Annotated in this window: 14 protein-coding genes; 4 read left to right on the top strand and 10 right to left on the bottom strand. The window is 66.9% G+C overall.

Features of this window, described 5'->3' with window-relative positions; all coding sequences use genetic code 11:
• Nucleotides 1–189 precede the first annotated feature (189 nt).
• From clpX to SALA_RS13940, 5 genes are all read right to left on the bottom strand, one after another.
• Nucleotides 190–1,461: an ATP-dependent Clp protease ATP-binding subunit ClpX gene (clpX, locus tag SALA_RS13960; RefSeq protein WP_011543013.1), complete on the bottom strand. Its 1,272-nt coding sequence runs from the start codon at nucleotides 1,459–1,461 to the stop codon at nucleotides 190–192.
• A gap of 192 nt (nucleotides 1,462–1,653) precedes the next feature.
• Nucleotides 1,654–2,304 carry an ATP-dependent Clp protease proteolytic subunit gene (locus SALA_RS13955; RefSeq protein ID WP_011543012.1) on the bottom strand — a complete coding sequence of 217 codons (651 nt, stop codon included), beginning with the start codon at nucleotides 2,302–2,304 and terminating at the stop codon, nucleotides 1,654–1,656.
• A 152-nt stretch (nucleotides 2,305–2,456) separates the two neighbouring features.
• Nucleotides 2,457–2,795, bottom strand: coding sequence for a ferredoxin FdxA (fdxA, locus tag SALA_RS13950; protein WP_011543011.1), 339 nt, complete (start codon nucleotides 2,793–2,795; stop codon nucleotides 2,457–2,459).
• A gap of 114 nt (nucleotides 2,796–2,909) precedes the next feature.
• On the bottom strand, nucleotides 2,910–3,260 hold the full coding sequence (locus tag SALA_RS13945) for an RNA-binding S4 domain-containing protein (protein ID WP_011543010.1): 351 nt from the start codon (nucleotides 3,258–3,260) through the stop codon (nucleotides 2,910–2,912).
• A 7-nt stretch (nucleotides 3,261–3,267) separates the two neighbouring features.
• Entirely contained in the window at nucleotides 3,268–6,030 is a 2,763-nt protein-coding gene (locus SALA_RS13940; RefSeq protein WP_011543009.1) for a helicase-related protein, read from the bottom strand.
• A 272-nt stretch (nucleotides 6,031–6,302) separates the two neighbouring features.
• Between SALA_RS13940 and SALA_RS13935 the strand changes: the two genes are divergently transcribed.
• The 4 genes from SALA_RS13935 (at nucleotide 6,303) to SALA_RS13920 (ending at nucleotide 11,739) form a co-directional block, all read left to right on the top strand.
• Nucleotides 6,303–7,847 carry a M23 family metallopeptidase gene (locus SALA_RS13935; protein ID WP_049754758.1) on the top strand — a complete coding sequence of 515 codons (1,545 nt, stop codon included), beginning with the start codon at nucleotides 6,303–6,305 and terminating at the stop codon, nucleotides 7,845–7,847.
• 79 nt (nucleotides 7,848–7,926) lie between these two features.
• Nucleotides 7,927–8,925 carry a porphobilinogen synthase gene (gene hemB / locus SALA_RS13930; RefSeq protein ID WP_011543007.1) on the top strand — a complete coding sequence of 333 codons (999 nt, stop codon included), beginning with the start codon at nucleotides 7,927–7,929 and terminating at the stop codon, nucleotides 8,923–8,925.
• A 4-nt stretch (nucleotides 8,926–8,929) separates the two neighbouring features.
• On the top strand, nucleotides 8,930–11,188 hold the full coding sequence (locus tag SALA_RS13925; protein WP_011543006.1) for a spermidine synthase: 2,259 nt from the start codon (nucleotides 8,930–8,932) through the stop codon (nucleotides 11,186–11,188).
• Nucleotides 11,185–11,739: a gamma carbonic anhydrase family protein gene (locus tag SALA_RS13920; RefSeq protein WP_011543005.1), complete on the top strand. Its 555-nt coding sequence runs from the start codon at nucleotides 11,185–11,187 to the stop codon at nucleotides 11,737–11,739. Before SALA_RS13925 ends, SALA_RS13920 begins: the two co-directional genes overlap by 4 nt.
• A gap of 37 nt (nucleotides 11,740–11,776) precedes the next feature.
• On the opposite strand, the gene SALA_RS13915 is transcribed toward SALA_RS13920, so the two are convergent.
• The 5 genes from SALA_RS13915 to dapF all read right to left on the bottom strand — a co-directional run bounded on the left by SALA_RS13915 (nucleotide 11,777) and on the right by dapF (nucleotide 16,144).
• On the bottom strand, nucleotides 11,777–12,349 hold the full coding sequence (locus SALA_RS13915) for a urate hydroxylase PuuD (RefSeq protein WP_011543004.1): 573 nt from the start codon (nucleotides 12,347–12,349) through the stop codon (nucleotides 11,777–11,779).
• Nucleotides 12,350–12,427: 78 nt separating this feature from the next.
• The gene (locus SALA_RS13910; protein WP_011543003.1) at nucleotides 12,428–13,096 is read right to left on the bottom strand and encodes an inner membrane-spanning protein YciB; all 669 of its coding nucleotides are present in this window, start codon (nucleotides 13,094–13,096) and stop codon (nucleotides 12,428–12,430) included.
• Complete coding sequence (gene ftsY, locus SALA_RS13905; protein ID WP_011543002.1) at nucleotides 13,093–14,019, bottom strand: signal recognition particle-docking protein FtsY; 927 nt, start codon at nucleotides 14,017–14,019, stop codon at nucleotides 13,093–13,095. Before ftsY ends, SALA_RS13910 begins: the two co-directional genes overlap by 4 nt.
• The gene (locus tag SALA_RS13900; protein ID WP_011543001.1) at nucleotides 14,016–15,341 is read right to left on the bottom strand and encodes a MiaB/RimO family radical SAM methylthiotransferase; all 1,326 of its coding nucleotides are present in this window, start codon (nucleotides 15,339–15,341) and stop codon (nucleotides 14,016–14,018) included. The genes ftsY and SALA_RS13900 overlap by 4 nt, the downstream gene beginning before the upstream one ends.
• Complete coding sequence (gene dapF / locus SALA_RS13895; protein WP_011543000.1) at nucleotides 15,338–16,144, bottom strand: diaminopimelate epimerase; 807 nt, start codon at nucleotides 16,142–16,144, stop codon at nucleotides 15,338–15,340. The genes SALA_RS13900 and dapF overlap by 4 nt, the downstream gene beginning before the upstream one ends.
• Nucleotides 16,145–16,189: the final 45 nt, after the last annotated feature.

Here is a 16,189-nt window from a genome sequence, read left to right as displayed (position 1 = left end):
ATGTGGCACGATTGTGACAGCAATTGTTACAGTGCAAGCCGGGAGCGGCGCTTGCCGGGCGCGCCGGTCAGAAAAGCCCGGATTTCCGTATCGCATCCGATTTCATGAACCGGCGCCGGTGCATTTTTCGCGGCCACTGTTGCTGCGATGCAACATAGGGGCTTGCGCGAACGCCGCGGGCGACTCGAATCAGGCGGCGTCGCCCGCCGCTTCCTTCGCCTTGTCGGCATAGACGCGCACGGGATCCTTGCGTCCTTCGACGACATCCTTGTCGACGACGATCTCGACCACGTCGGTCAGGTCGGGCAGGTCGAACATCGTGTCGAGCAGGATCGCCTCGACGATCGAGCGCAGCCCGCGCGCGCCGGTCTTGCGTTCGATCGCCTTTTTGGCGACCGCGACCAGCGCGTCGTCGGTGAAGGTCAGCGCGACCTCCTCCAGGTCGAACAGCTTCTTATACTGCTTGACCAGCGCATTCTTGGGCTCGCCCAATATCTTGACCAGCGCGTCGACGTCCAGATCCTCGAGCGTCGCGATGACCGGCAGGCGGCCGACGAATTCGGGGATCAGCCCGAACTTCAGCAGATCCTCCGGCTCGATCTGTTTCAGCACTTCGCCCGCGCGGCGCTCGTCGGGGCCGGCGACATGCGCGCCGAAACCGATCGACTTGCCCTGCAGGCGGTCGCCGATGATCTTTTCGAGGCCGGCGAAGGCGCCGCCCGCGATGAACAGGATGTTGGTCGTGTCGACCTGCAGGAACTCCTGCTGGGGATGCTTGCGCCCGCCCTGCGGCGGCACGCTCGCGGTCGTGCCCTCCATCAGCTTCAGGAGCGCCTGCTGCACGCCTTCGCCCGACACGTCGCGGGTGATCGAGGGATTTTCGGCCTTGCGGCTGATCTTGTCGATTTCGTCGATATAGACGATGCCGCGCTGCGCCTTTTCGACATTATAGTCGGATGATTGCAGCAGCTTGAGGATGATATTCTCGACATCCTCGCCGACATAGCCCGCCTCGGTCAGCGTCGTCGCGTCGGCCATGGTGAAGGGCACGTCGAGGAAGCGCGCGAGCGTCTGCGCGAGCAGCGTCTTGCCGCTGCCCGTGGGGCCGACGAGCAGGATGTTCGACTTGGCAAGCTCCACGTCCTCGCCGCGACCCGAATTGGCAAGCCGCTTGTAATGATTGTGGACCGCGACCGACAGGACGCGCTTCGCCTTGTTCTGGCCGATGACATAGGCGTCGAGATGCTGGCAGATTTCGAGCGGCGTCGGGACCGCGCCATCCTTGCGCGCCGCGACCCCGCCCTTGATCTCTTCGCGGATGATGTCGTTGCACAGCTCGACGCATTCGTCGCAGATGAACACGGTGGGCCCGGCAATCAGCTTGCGGACTTCGTGCTGCGACTTGCCGCAGAAGGAGCAGTAAAGAGTGCTCTTGCTGTCCGAGCCGCTCAATTTCGTCATAAATCATCCTCTGGCAGGCGCCGAAATGGCGGTGCCATCCTTATCCTAGCCCCCGGCTACCCAATTACAATATGGCAATTGGGCGACATGGGCGCAATGTCCCGCCTGACGCCAACTCGCCAAGCGGCCGTCAACAAACGCGGTTAAGCGCCTTGTCTTGGGCTAACCGGCCGGTGCGACAATCTTATCGACTCAGGGCGTCGGCCCTTCGCTCACATCCCTCGGCGCGTCGTCGCCGGGCAGGGCGGGGCGGCGGTCGTAAACATGATCGACGATGCCGAATTCCTTGGCCTCGTCGGCTTCGAGGAACGTGTCGCGGTCCATCGCTTTTTCAATATCTTTCAGCGACTTGCCGGTATATTTGACATAGAGATCGTTCATCCGCTTGCGGATGCGCAGGATTTCCTTGGCCTGGATTTCGATGTCCGATGCCATGCCGCGCGCGCCGCCCGACGGCTGGTGGACCATGACGCGGGCATTGGTCAGCGCAACGCGCATTCCGGGCTCGCCCGCGGCGAGCAGGAAGCTGCCCATCGACGCCGCCTGGCCGATGCACACGGTGCCGACGCGCGGGCGGATATATTGCATCGTGTCGTGGATCGCCATGCCCGCCGTGACGACGCCGCCCGGCGAGTTGATGTACATATAGATGTCCTTCTTCGGATTCTCCGATTCGAGGAACAGGAGCTGGGCGACGATCAGCGAGGCCATATTGTCCTCGACCTCGCCCGTTACAAAGACGATCCGTTCGCGCAGCAGGCGCGAAAAGATGTCGAAGCTGCGTTCGCCGCGGCTCGTCTGCTCGACGACGACGGGAACAAGGGCGGCGAGCGGGTCGATCATGCGAATGAGTCCTTGTCGATTATCGGGTTACCCGGCCGAGGACCGGCGGGCTGTCCCTCCGGCGCCCTACATCGGCGCCAAGCGGAGTGGTTTCAAGAGGGCAAAAAAAGGGGCGGGATGTCCCGCCCCGGCATGGTGTCGTTTCGCGACGATCAGTCCCCCTCACCCGGTTCGGGCGAAAAGAACTTCTCGAACTTGCCCTCGACGCCCTTATATTCGTCGGCGTCGGCGGGGGTTTCTTTCTTCACCGTGATGTTCGGCCATTCGGCGCTGAACTTGCTGTTCACTTCCAGCCACTTTTCGAGGCCGCTTTCGGTGTCGGGCAGGATCGCCTCGGCGGGGCATTCGGGTTCGCACACGCCGCAGTCGATGCACTCGTTCGGGTTGATGACGAGCATGTTCTCGCCCTCATAGAAACAGTCGACGGGGCACACCTCGACACAGTCCATATATTTGCACCGCACGCAGGCATCGGTGACGACATAGGTCATGGGCTTCCGGCTCCCTCAAGTGACGGCGATCGGGCCGTCAGGATGTCATATTGGCTCGCCTCTATGCCGCTGAAAGGCGGCGCGTCAACGCTAAGCGACAGTTGCGAATCACTCTCACTGGTTAGCGCGATCGAGCGCTTCGGCGTGCAAAGCATTTCCATCGCCGCCGATAGCCGCTGACCCGGTGGTGGCGGAGAGGCGGACGTAGCAGGCCTGCGCCTCGGTCGCCGGGCCGCGGCGCAGCGGCAGCGAAACGAGCCGGATCACCTCGATCCGCTCGCCGACCGGCAGCACCAGCGTCGCCCCCGCCTGGACCGCGCAGGACGAACGGGAGACGCGGCGTCCGTCGAGCCGGATATGCCCCGCGGCGACCATCGCCTGCGCGATGCTGCGCGAACGCGCGAACCGCAGGAACCACAGCAGCTTGTCGAGCCGGATGCTGCCTGCGGCGCCGGGGCTGGCCATTGGCGCGTCAGTCCTTGCGCGCGTCGGCTAGCAGCGCGGCGAGGCCCGCGAAGGGGCTGTTGGGCGAGGGGCCGCGCCGGTCGGGCCGGTCGCGCCGCGGCGGGCGCGGGGTGTCGCCGCGCGGATTGCCGGGCTTGGCCCGCTTCGCCTTCGCCTGCTTCGTCGGCGTGCGGCGCGCATCGCCATTCACCTTGGCCTGCGGCGGCGCGTCGGCGGTCTTGCCGCGCGTCTTGCGTCGGTGGCGTTTGTCTGCCGCCTTGCGCAGTCCCGACCAGCGCCAGCGCTGCAACGCCGGTTCGCCGACGCTGCGAAAGCCGAAACTGCCGAGCAGTGCGCGGCGCGTTTCCTCGTCGAGACCGAGCGAGGTGGCGAGCGCGGGATCGATCACGAAGCCGGACGGCAGCGCGCCATGCCCCTCTTCTGCGGCGTCGTCGTGATGATGATCATCGCCACCGGCAATCGGTGCGGTCGGTGGCGCCGCGGCCTGCATCCGCGCGGCATGCGCCTGCCGCGCGAGTTTTTCGGCCATGTCGATGCGCAGCCAGCCCGACGCGCAACGGCGAAACCCCGCGATGGCCAGCCCGGCGTGGCTGCCGCTTTTCTGGAGTACCGCGCCGTGCGGCGGCAGCGGCGGAATCGGGCTTCCCTGCTGCGCCGCGATCAATGCCGCGCGCCAGCGCACCGCCTCGGGCTTCAGCAGCTGCGGGTGGAAAATGTCGAGCGAACCGATCGTGAGGCCCAGTTTTCGCAGCAGTGGCCGTTCGTCGGCGGTCAGCGCGGTCAATTGCTCCTCGACCGCCGCGCGGCCGATCGTGCCGCTGTTGTCGGTGAGCGCGGCAAGCAGCGCGCGGACGCGCGGCGGGGTGAACAGGTCGCCCGCGGCCTCCCCCATCGCCGCGAGCGGGGCGGCGTGGCGCGCGAGCTGGCTGGCGACGAAGCGCTGGAGCCGGTCGGCCATTGCCTGCACCTGTGCAGGTTCGAGCCGACGCAGCGAAGGGTCGAGCTGGATCGCCGGCTGAACCAGCGTCGGCCCGCGCGCGAGCGTGGCGATGACATGGCCGTGCCAGGCAAGGCGCGGCGGGCTCCCCGGTTCAGCGACCAGCGACAGCGCGCTGTCGTCGCCTTCGGCAAGCGCCATCGCGCGGCGCGCCAGCTCGCCGCGCAAATGCTTTTCGGCTGCGGCGAGCAGCATCCGGTGATCGCTCGCCTTGGCCACCGGATCGACCTTGAACTGAAAGCCGCTCAGCGTGCCGATCGGCTCGCCATCGACCGCGACGGTGCCGTCGGCGCCGACCGCGACGGGCAGGCTGTTGCCGCGTTGCCCCGCGTCGCGCAGCAGCAGCGCGAGGCGCCGGTCGACGAAGCGCTGCGCGAGCGCGGCGTGCAGCGCGTCGGACAGCCGCGATTCGAGCGCCTGCGTCCGCTCGGCCCAGCCCGCGCCGCCCGCGATCCAGTCGCCGCGCTGCGCGATGAAGCAGAGCGTGCGGACCGCGGCGATGCGGCTCGCCAGCTGGTCGATATCGCCCTCGACATCGTCGAGCCGGGCGAGACGCCGCGCGAACCAGTCGGGGTCGATCATCCCGTCGCCGCTCGTGCGCCATTGCCACAGCTTGAACACGGTGCGGCTGTGATGTTCCGCGCCCAGTTGCTCGAAATCGGGAAGGCCGCAGACGTCCCAGAGGCGCTGGACGGCATCGAAATCGCTGCCCCGCGCGCGCACGTCCATGTCGCTTGCCAGATGCTTCAGCACGGCAAAGTCGACCGCTTCGGGAGCCGCGCGCAGTCCGGCCTGTACCGGCGGTCGCGCGAGGTCGGCGAGAAGCTGGTCGAGCGAGCCGAAGCGCGGGTTGGGCTCGCGCCAGAACAGGTTCGGCACCGGCGGGAAATGATGCCCCTCGATCGCGGCAATCTCCTCAGGCGTGAAACCGCCCTGTGGCAACCCGACGGTTCCGAAACTGCCGTCCTGCTGATGGCGCCCGGCGCGCCCGGCGATCTGCGCCATTTCAGCGATGGTCAGGCGGCGAAGGCGGCGGCCGTCGAACTTCTGCAGGCTGGCAAAGGCGACGTGGCGGACATCGAGGTTCAGCCCCATGCCGATCGCGTCGGTGGCGACGAGATAATCGACCTCGCCCGCCTCGAACATCGCGACCTGTGCATTGCGTGTCCTGGGGCTGAGCGCGCCCATGACGACCGCGGCGCCGCCGGAAAAGCGGCGCAGCATCTCGGCGATCGCATAGACTTCCTCGGCCGAAAAGGCGACGATCGCCGATCGTTTGGGAAGGCGCGAGAGCTTCGACGATCCGGCATAGCTCAGGGTCGAAAAGCGCGGCCGCGTGACGATCTCGGCGTCGGGCACAAGGTCGCGGACGAGACCGCGGATGCTCGCCGATCCCAGGATCATCGTTTCCTCGCGCCCGCGCGCGCGCAGCAGCCGGTCGGTGAAGACATGCCCGCGCTCGGGATCCGCGCCGAGCTGCGCCTCGTCGATTCCGACGAAGGCGACGTCGCGCTCGACGGGGAGCGCCTCCATCGTGCCGAGCAGGTAGCGGGCCTGCGCCGGCATGATCCGTTCCTCGCCGGTGATCAGCGCGACATCGGCCGCGCCCTTGATCGCCACGACGCGGTCATAGACCTCGCGCGCGAGCAGGCGCAGCGGAAAGCCGATCATGCCGCTTGCATGAGCCGTCAGGCGTTCGACCGCCAAATGGGTTTTGCCGGTGTTGGTGGGGCCAAGGACAGCCTTGACCGGCTGGGAGAAAGAGGGAGTCATTGTCTTGGGACCAAGCTGGCATGGGCGGGCACGCCGCGCAACAGGGGATCGTCGGATAGGTGCGTGGCCGCGCGATTTTTCCGTCCATGCCCGCATATTGTCCCGGCGGCGTAACGGCCCGTCGCAACGCGGGACATTGCCCGACCCATTAAATTGACTTTAACGACCTTTCTTTACACACGAACCTTCGATACTATCTTTCGGCAGCCGGTGCGAAGGGGGCTGCCGGGCGGGGGTTGCTTTTGTTCCAGCGTCACGAACCCATCGCGGGGATGCCCGGCAATGCGGCCGCCCTGACGATGTCGCAGGCGATCCCGTTGCGGCGGGTCGGCGGCGATTCGGCCGACCCGCCCGGTTGGCGCGACCGGCTGGCGCAGCTCGATCTCGTTCCCGATCTTGGCAGCAACATCGGATCGGCCGAATGGTGGCGCGGGCTCGCGACATTGACGTTGCTGTGCGGAAGTGCGGTCGCCACCTTTCCGGGCCTGCGCCCGCTGACGGTGGCGACGACGCCCGCGCTTGACCCCGCCGATTTCAACGAGGCGCGCGCCCAGATGATCGTGCCGCTCGCGCTGGGCGGCGACACGGGGCGCCATATGGCGGCGACCGACGCAGTCCGCCCGCTGACCCAGACGCCGGAACGGCCGCAGATCGAGCTCACCGCGACGCTGGGGCGCGGCGACAGTTTTGCGCGCCTGCTCGAACGGTCGGGTGTCGGCAGCGCCGAGGCGCAGGCAATCGCCGACAAGGTATCGGGCGCCGTGCCGCTCGCCGACATCGCGCCGGGAACGCGCATCGACCTCATCCTCGGACGCCGCGCGTCGCGCACGATGCCGCGCCCCCTCGATGCGCTGGCGATGCGCGCGCGCTTCGATCTCAGGATCGAGATGGAACGCGTCGGCGGCCAGCTCGTCCTGCGTCGCATCCCGATCGCGGTCGATGCGACGCCGCTGCGCATTCGCGGTCGGGTCGGCGACAGCCTCTATCGATCGGCGCGCGCCGCCGGGGCGCCGCCGCAGGCGATCCAGTCCTATCTGCGCGTCATCGGCCAGCAGATTTCGGTTGGCAGCGACATTCAGGCAAGCGACGAATATGACATTATCGTGGAGCATCGCCGTGCCGAAACGGGCGAAAGCGAAACGGGCAGGCTGCTCTATGCCGGATTGATCCGCGGCGGCAGGCCCAGGCTGTCGATGCTCGAATGGACGTCGGACGGACGCTCGCGATGGTTCGAGGCGTCGGGCGTCGGACAGCAGCGCGGGGGAATGGCGCGGCCCACCAACGGCCGCATCACCTCGACCTTCGGGATGCGCCGTCACCCGATCCTTGGCTACCGGCGGATGCACAGCGGCATCGATTTCGCCGGCGGCTATGGCGCGCCCATCCATGCTGTGACCGACGGCGTCGTGGCGCTGGCGGGCCGCAACGGCGGTTATGGCAATTATGTCCGGCTCAATCACGGCAATGGCCTCGGCACCGGCTATGGCCATATGAGCCGTATTGCGGTGCGACCGGGCCAGCGCGTCAGCCGCGGTCAGGTGATCGGCTATATCGGCTCGACCGGCCTGTCGACCGGCCCGCACCTTCATTATGAACTGTATCGCAACGGCCGCGCGGTCAATCCATCGTCAGTGACCTTCGTGACCCGCGCCCTGCTCGAAGGAAAGGAACTCGCCGCTTTCCGCGCGCGTATCCGCGAATTGACCGCGATCGCACCGGGTGCGGCGCTTGCCCCGATGGCGCTCCGGCAGATCGAAGGGCCAAAGCTCGGCAGTCTGGCCGATGTGGCGTCGAAGCGGGCGGGCGAGGGCATCTGAAGGGACATGCCCTCCGCTGAAGGGGAAGGGCTTTAGAAGAACCATTTGCCCCGCGCGGCTGGGCCGCTATGCAGCGCGCATGACCCACGCCGCTTTCCCCGACCTGCGTCTGCGCCGCACGCGCCGCACCCGTTGGAGCCGCGCGATGGTGCGCGAAACGCAGCTGTCGCCCGCGAATCTCATCTGGCCGCTGTTCGTCTGCGACGGATCGGAAACCGAGGAATCCATTGCCAGCCTGCCCGGCGTGTCGCGCTGGTCGGTCGACCGCCTTGTCGATCGCGCCCGCGACGCCGTCGCCGCGGGCATCCCGTGCCTGGCCCTCTTTCCTTATACGCCGGCGGAGCGGCGCAGCGCGGACGGCGGCGAGGCGCTCAATCCGGACAATCTCATGTGCCGCGCCACCGCCGCGATCAAGCAGGCGCTCGGCGACGACATCGGCGTTCTCACCGATGTGGCGCTCGATCCCTATACCAGCCACGGACAGGACGGACTCGTTGATGACAGCGGCTATGTGCTCAACGACGAAACGGTCGAGGTGCTGGTCGGGCAGGCGCTCAACCAGGCGCGCGCAGGTGCCGACATCATTGCGCCCAGCGACATGATGGACGGCCGCATCGGCGCGATCCGGCGGGCGCTCGAAGCCGAAGGCTTCGGCCATGTCCAGATCATGAGCTACGCCGCCAAATATGCCTCGGCCTTTTACGGTCCCTTCCGCGACGCGGTCGGATCGCGCGGGCTATTGCAGGGCGACAAGAAGACCTATCAGATGGACCCCGCGAACAGCGCGGAGGCCTTGCGCGAGGTCGCGCAGGATCTGGCCGAGGGCGCCGACAGCGTGATGGTCAAGCCCGGCCTGCCCTATCTCGACATCGTCCGCGCGGTGAAGGACAATTTCGCGGTCCCCGTCTACGCCTATCAGGTGTCGGGCGAATATGCGATGATCGAGGCTGCGGCGGTCGCGGGTGCGGGCGACCGCGATGCGATCCTCCTCGAAACCCTGCTCGCTTTTCGCCGCGCGGGGGCGTCGGGGGTGCTCAGTTACCACGCGCTCCACGCGGCGCGGCTGCTTGGCGCCTGACGCGATGATCGCAACATCTCCGCCGCGCCGCTGGCTGTTCGTGCTGACGATCCTTGTCGGCAGCTTCCTCCTCTTCATGGTGCAGCCGATGGTCGCGCGCATGGTCCTGCCAAGGCTGGGCGGTGCGCCAATGGTGTGGAACAGCGCGATGCTGGTCTATCAGGCGCTGCTCCTCGGCGGCTATGCCTATGCGCACTGGCTCGGGCGTTTCAGCCTGCGGCGACAGGCGATCATCCATCTTGCGCTCTTTCTCGTTGCGGCGCTTTGGCTGCCGATCGGTATCGCCGCGATTGCGCCGCCGGGGCCGGGACAGGAGGCGCTGTGGGTGCCGCTCCTCCTCTTCGCGTCGATCGGCCCCGTCTTTTTTGTCGTATCGGCGCAGGCGCCGCTGATGCAGCGCTGGTTCGCCGCCGACCCGAAAGCCGGCGATCCCTATTATCTCTATGCCGCCTCGAACCTCGGCAGCTTTGCGGGGCTGCTCAGCTATCCCGCGCTGGTCGAGCCCAACATGCCGCTGGCGGCGCAGAGCTGGGGCTGGAGCGCCGGTTATGCGCTGCTTGTGCTGCTCGTCGTCGCGGCGGCGGCCGCGCGTTGGCACGGAGCCAGCGGCGTACAGCTCGACGAACCGGCCGACGCGCCGCGCCCCTCGCTCCGGCGCCAGCTTCATTGGCTGCTGATCGCCGCGGTGCCGTCGGGGCTGATGCTGTCGACGACGACGCACCTCACCACCGACATCGTCGCGATGCCTTTGCTCTGGGTGTTGCCGCTGGGCCTCTATCTGTTCAGCTTCGTCATCGCCTTTTCGCGCTTCGAGCGGCCGACCGAGATCATCGCGCTGCTCGCCCCGATCGTGCTGCTTTCCGTCGGCGGGCTCGGGCTTTTGAGTTCGGGCGGCGGGTCGATGACGATTGCGCTGTCCAGCCTGGCGATGCTCTTCATCGTCGCGACCGCGCTCCACGGCTATCTCTATTACCTGCGGCCCGCTGCCCGGCATCTGACGCTTTTCTATCTGCTCATGTCGGCGGGCGGTGTGCTCGGCGGCTTGTTTGCCGCCTTGTTCGCGCCGCTCCTTTTCGACTGGGTGTATGAACATCCGCTGCTGATCCTCGCTGCGGGCTTGCTGTTGCCCCTGCCGACGCTTTTCCCCTGGGACAAGTGGCTGGGCCTTGAACCCAAAACGGCGCGGGCGTCGGCGGCGCTGCTCGTTGCGATCGCCGCGCTTGCCGCGTGGAACATGGTCGAACGATGGACCGGGCGCGCCGACGGCGACATTGCCGCATGGGGCATCGCCATCTTCGTCATCGGCATCCTCGTCATCGGATGGCGCTGGGCCTATGTGTCGGTGCTGGCGTTGCTGATGATCGGTGTCGGTGGCTGGGACACGATCCGGGAAAGCTTCACGGGCGCGCGCGTGCGCAGCTATTTCGGCGTCTACACGGTCACCGACTATCCGCATGCCAACCAGCGGCGGCTTGCGCATGGCACGACGCTTCACGGGCTTCAGCGCACCGATGCGGAACAACGCCGCCAGCCGACGACCTATTATGGCCCCCAATCGGGAGTTGGCCTGACGCTCGCGCAGGCCGAAACGCTCGCGGGTTCCGACGCGGCGGTCGCGATCGTCGGGCTCGGCGCCGGCACGCTCGCCTGTTACCGCAAGCCGGGGCAGGACTGGACGATTTTCGAGATCGATCCCGTGATGGTGGACATCGCGCGCGATCCCGACAAGTTCACCTTTCTGTCGGACTGCGCTCCCGATGCGGCGATCGTCATCGGCGACGCGCGGCTTCAACTCGCGAACCAGCCGCCGGGGCGCTTCGACATTGTCGTCATCGACGCCTTTTCGTCCGACGCGATTCCGCTCCACCTGCTGACCAGCGAGGCGATCGGCATTTATGCGCGCGCGATGAAGCCCGATGGCGTCCTGCTCATCCATATCTCCAACCGCTTTTTCGCGCTGGAGCCCGTGCTCGCGGCCGAAGCGAAGGCGCGCGGCTGGAGCGCGGCGATCCGCATGGACCCCGGCCCCGCGAGCGGCAGCGACTATGACGACCTGACCGCGTCGAGCTGGGTTGCGCTCACCGCGACGCCCGACCGGATGCGGCAACTCACCGGCGGGATCCGTCCGCGCGACGAATCCCCTGCCGATGGCGCGTGGGTGCCGCTGGCTGCCAAAGCCGGTTTCGAGCGCTGGACCGACGATTATGCCTCGACGCTGCCCGTGCTCATCTGGAAGAATGTGATCGGAGGCCGCGACGAATGATTCGTTCCGATGTCAGCATCATCAGCGTGGGCGGAAAGGCACCACGGATCGACCCCAGCGCCTTCATCGCGCCCGGTTGCCGGATCATCGGCGACGTGACGATCGGACCCGACGTCAGCATCTGGTATAATTGCGTTCTGCGCGCCGATGTCAGCCATATTGTCGTCGGCGCGCGGTCGAACATCCAGGACGGCAGCGTCGTCCATTGCGATGGACCGATGCCGCACCGGCCGGAGGGCTTTCCGACGATCATCGGCGAGGATGTGCTGATCGGCCATATGGCGATGGTCCACGGCTGCACGCTCGCGGACCGCGCGTTCGTGGGCCTCAAGGCGACGGTGATGAACGGGTGCCGCATCGGCAGCGACGCGATGCTCGCCGCGGGGGCGCTGCTCACCGAAAACAAGGAAATCCCCGACCGCGAACTCTGGGCGGGATCGCCGGCGCGCCGGGTGCGCGAGATCGACGATCCGCAGGCCGCGGGCATGCAGATGGGCGTCGCCCACTATGTGATGAACGGCCGGATGCACAAGGCGGCGGTGGAGGGGTAAGAATCTCCCCTCCCGCACAGCGGGAGGGGAACAAAGCTCAGCTGAAATTCACCATAGCGTAGAGCATCGGGATCGACAGCAGCGTGTTGGTCCGCGAAAAGATCATCGCGGTCTTCGCCGCCTTCGCTTTCGTCGCGTCGTCGGCCTCGACGATGCCCAGTGCCTTTTTCTGGTTGGGCCAGATCAGAAACCAGACGTTGAACGCCATGATCAGGCCCAGCCACATGCCGACGCCGATCAGCTTGTACGGCTCCTGCAGCGCCAGCGCGGGCGCCAGATATTGGGCGTGGCCGGCGATCGCGAGGCCGAACAATACGGTAAGAAGCGCCGCCCAGCGGAACCAGAACAGCGCGGCGGGCGCGATATGCTTGCCGACTGCGGGTTTCAGCTCGGCCGGAATCTTGGGCATCGTCGGTATCTGGACGAAGTTGAAATAATAGAGCAGCCCGATCCACAGCACGCCGAAAAAGGTGTGCAGCCAGCGCATGATCGCATTGCCCGCCGCAACCCCGTCCTCGAAATTCTGGCCGTTGAGGCCGAGCATCAATATGATCGCGAGCACCAGTCCGGCGCCCAGGACGGCATGCAGATTACCGAAAAACTTGTCCATGGCAGTTCCCCCAAATTATCGCGGCGCCGCGTGCGACCCGGTGCCGTGCCGCAGCTATGCCAGCGATGCGGGGCGGCATCAACTTTTGTCGGTAGCACCCTCAGCCACGGCGAGGCCGTTCTTCAGCATCACCGGCACCTGGCTCAGCGTGAAGAGGAAGGAAAGGGCGGTCACGCCCCATACCTTGATCGTCAGCCACAGGTCGAAGCTCATCTGTTTCGCCTGGATCAGTTCGTACATCCCATGATTGGCGATGCCGAGCGCGGCGAAGAAGATACCCCAGTTGCGCGACAGGAGCAGCCAGCCCTTTTCGGTCAGCCCTTCGAGCGCCGATTGCAGCAGATATTTGAGCATGGGCTTTTTGAACCACCAGCCGCCAAGCAGCATCGCGGCAAAGGCGCCATAGATGATCGTCGGCTTCATCACGATGAAGCGTTCGTCGTGGAACCAGATGGTGAGCGCGCCAAAGCCGAGGACAAGGATGCTCGACATCCACAGCATCGGCGAAATCTTTCCGAGCTTCCATTTCGACGCCGCCATTGCGATGACGATGGCGACCATGAAGGCGGCCGTGCCCTTGATCGCTGCGGTCGTCGCCGCGAAGGCGCCTTCGCCACCCGACGACAGTTTGTAGGCCAGGAAAAAGACGAGCAGCGGCCCGAAATCGATCGCGAAATTGAGCCAGCCATGCTTGGCGGGCGGCGGCGCTGGAACCGGCTCGGGGCCGCTGGGAAGCACGTCGCTCATCTTATATTTCCTGCAATGATTCCAGCGATCTCGTCGGCGTCGAAGGGGCGCAAATCCTCCATCGTCTCGCCAATGCCGATCGCGTGGATGGGAAGGCCGTGGCGCTCGGCCGCGGCAACGAGCACCCCGCCGCGCGCGGTGCCGTCGAGCTTGGTCATGACAAGGCCGGTGACGCCCGCAACCTCGCGGAACACGTCGATCTGCGAGAGCGCATTCTGTCCTGTCGTCGCGTCGAGCACCAGCACGACATCGTGCGGCGCCGCGGGGTTGAGGCGGCCGAGCACGCGCTTGATCTTTGCCAGCTCGTCCATCAGCTCGCGCTTGTTCTGGAGGCGCCCGGCGGTGTCGACGATCAGCACGTCGATGCCGGTCGCGGTCGCCCGCTTCACCGCGTCGAACACAATGCCCGCGCTGTCGCCGCCCTCGGGCCCGGCCATGATCGGCACGCCCAGCCGTTCGGCCCATATTTTCAATTGTCCGATCGCCGCGGCGCGGAACGTGTCGCCCGCGACGAGCATCACGCCATAATCCTGTTCCTGGAACAGATGCGCGAGCTTGGCGATGGTGGTCGTCTTGCCCGATCCGTTGACCCCGATCACGAGGATGACCTGCGGCCGCGGGAAGGCGTCGATGTCGAGCGGTTCGGCGACGGGGCGCAGGACCGCGGCGATTTCGTCCGCGACGATCTGGCGCAGTTCCTCGGTGCCGTTCGCGGCGACGTCGCGGCGCTCGGCGAGCCGATCGCGGATGCGCGCCGCCATGGCGGGGCCGAGGTCGGCGGTGATCAGCGCTTCCTCGATCCGGTCGAGATCCGCCTCGTCGAGCCGCGCCTTGCCGGTGAGGCCCGCGAGATTTTCGCCGAGCCGTTCGGAGGTGCGACGAAAGCCGCCGAGCAGTCTTTCGCTCCAGCTTTTGCCGGTCATGCGGCAATATCCTTTGCTTCTGCGGGAGTGGCGACCATGCGGTCGCCGTCGCGCGCGATCAGGCGCACGTCGATGATGGTGCCGGGCGCCGCGGGCGCGGTTAGCGTCAGCGCGGCAAAGTTTTCGGCATGGCCGGTTTTCCCGTCGCGCTCCACGAGCATCGCCGCCGTGCGGCCGACCTGCGTGTCCAGCCAGTCCCGGCGCCGCCGTGCATTGGCTTCGCGCAGCATCGCGGCGCGTTCGCGCGCGATGGCGCGGCCGACCTGCGGCATCCGCGCCGCCGGGGTGCCGGCGCGGGGGCTGTAGGGGAAGATATGGCCGAAAACGACGTCACAATCGTCGATCAGCGCCAGCGAGTTCGCGAACATCGCTTCATCTTCGGTCGGAAAACCCGCGATCAGGTCGGCGCCGATGGCGATCTCCGCGCGCGCCGCCTTCAGTCGTTCGATCAGGCGCACGGCATCGGCGCGGCGATGGCGGCGCTTCATGCGCGTCAGCACCATGTCGTCGCCGGCCTGCAACGACAGGTGGACGTGCGGCATCACGCGCGATTCCCCGGTCAGCAGCGCGAACAGGCGCTCGTCGATCCGGTCGGGGTCGAGCGAGGAGAGGCGCAGGCGCTCGACCGGGAGCGCGAGCAGGGCCTCGACAAGCGCAGCCAGGCTGGTGCCGCTGTCATCGCCATAGCTGGCAAGATCGACCCCCGTCAGAATGATCTCACGCTGGCCGCGGCCCAGCGCCGTGCGCGCGGCGTCGACGACCGTTTCGACGGTCGCCGACCGCGCGGCGCCGCGTGCCAGCACCGTCGCGCAAAAGGTGCAGCTGTGCGAGCAGCCCGTCTGGACGCCGAGAAAGGCGCGCGCATGATCTGCGCCAGAGAGGGCGGGGGTGAAGGGACGCACCCCGCTGAAAAAATCCTTGTTCCCCCGTGAAGGCGGGGGGCCATCACCAGCCGGTGCCATTTCGAGCCCGTCGGAGATGGGTTCCCGCCTTCGCGGGGAAACGGTGTTTCCATAGCTCCCGATCAGCCCCTTGACATCATTGCGCACGACCCGCGCGCCCATCGCGGCAAAGCGCCCGGCCTCCAGTTCCGCCGCGCACCCCGTCACCACCACCTCGGCGTCCGGTCGCTCGCGCAGCGCACGGCGCACCGCCTGCCGCGCCTGCCGCACCGCTTCGTCGGTCACCGCGCAGCTGTTGACGACGATCATATCGCGCGCGCCCGCGGCCTTCACGGCCGCACGAATCGCCTCGCCCTCGGCGATGTTGAGCCGGCAACCAAAATTGACGACCTCCACGCGGTCGGCGAGTTCTGCGTTCATCCGAACTGTGCCCAGTCGGTTTCGCCGTCGAACACGCGTGTCGCGGCGCCGCTCATCACGATGGGTTCGCCGGGTGCCCAGCGGATGACCAGATCACCGCCGGGCAGCGCGACGGTCACCGGCGACCGCACCAGTCCGGCACGGATCGCGGCGACCGCAGTGGCGCAGGCGCCGGTGCCGCACGCCTGCGTGAGCCCCACACCGCGTTCCCAGACGCGCAATTGCAGCTGATTCTCGCCGTCGAGGCTCGCGACGTTGACATTGACGCGCTCGGGGAACAGCGGGTCGGTCTCGATCCGCGGACCCAGTTGATCGAGCGCAACCGCATCGGCTTCCGGCACGAAAAAGACGATGTGCGGATTACCGACATTGACCGCGGCGCCATGTTCCAGCTCGTCCCACGCGACAGGCATGTCGCGCGTGTCCATCGGCATCGCGAGCGGGATATGGTCCCAGTCGAAGACGGGTTCACCCAGCGTGACCTCGGCGCCGCCGTCGGCGGGGGTGACGCGCAGCATCCCCGCCAGCGTCTCGATCACCGCGGGCTTGCCGATCAGCGTCGCGACACAGCGCGTCGCATTGCCGCACGCCTCGACCTCGCCCCCATCGGCGTTGAAGATGCGCATCTTCACGTCCGCGCTGGTCGAGGGTTCGAGCAGGATCAGCTGATCGCACCCGATGCCGTGGCGCCGGTCGGCGATCGCATGCGCGCGCGCCGGCGTCATCTCGACCGGCGCCACGCGCGCGTCGATCACGACGAAGTCGTTGCCAAGCCCATGCATCTTGGTGAAGCGATCTGCCATAGTCCGCGCATGTAAGGGCGCGGACGCGCGAAGTCTAGGCGAGGC

This window comes from Sphingopyxis alaskensis RB2256, assembly GCF_000013985.1.
In the GTDB taxonomy this organism is placed as follows: Bacteria; Pseudomonadota; Alphaproteobacteria; order Sphingomonadales; family Sphingomonadaceae; genus Sphingopyxis; species Sphingopyxis alaskensis.
This window is presented reverse-complemented; position numbering and strand designations above follow the sequence as displayed.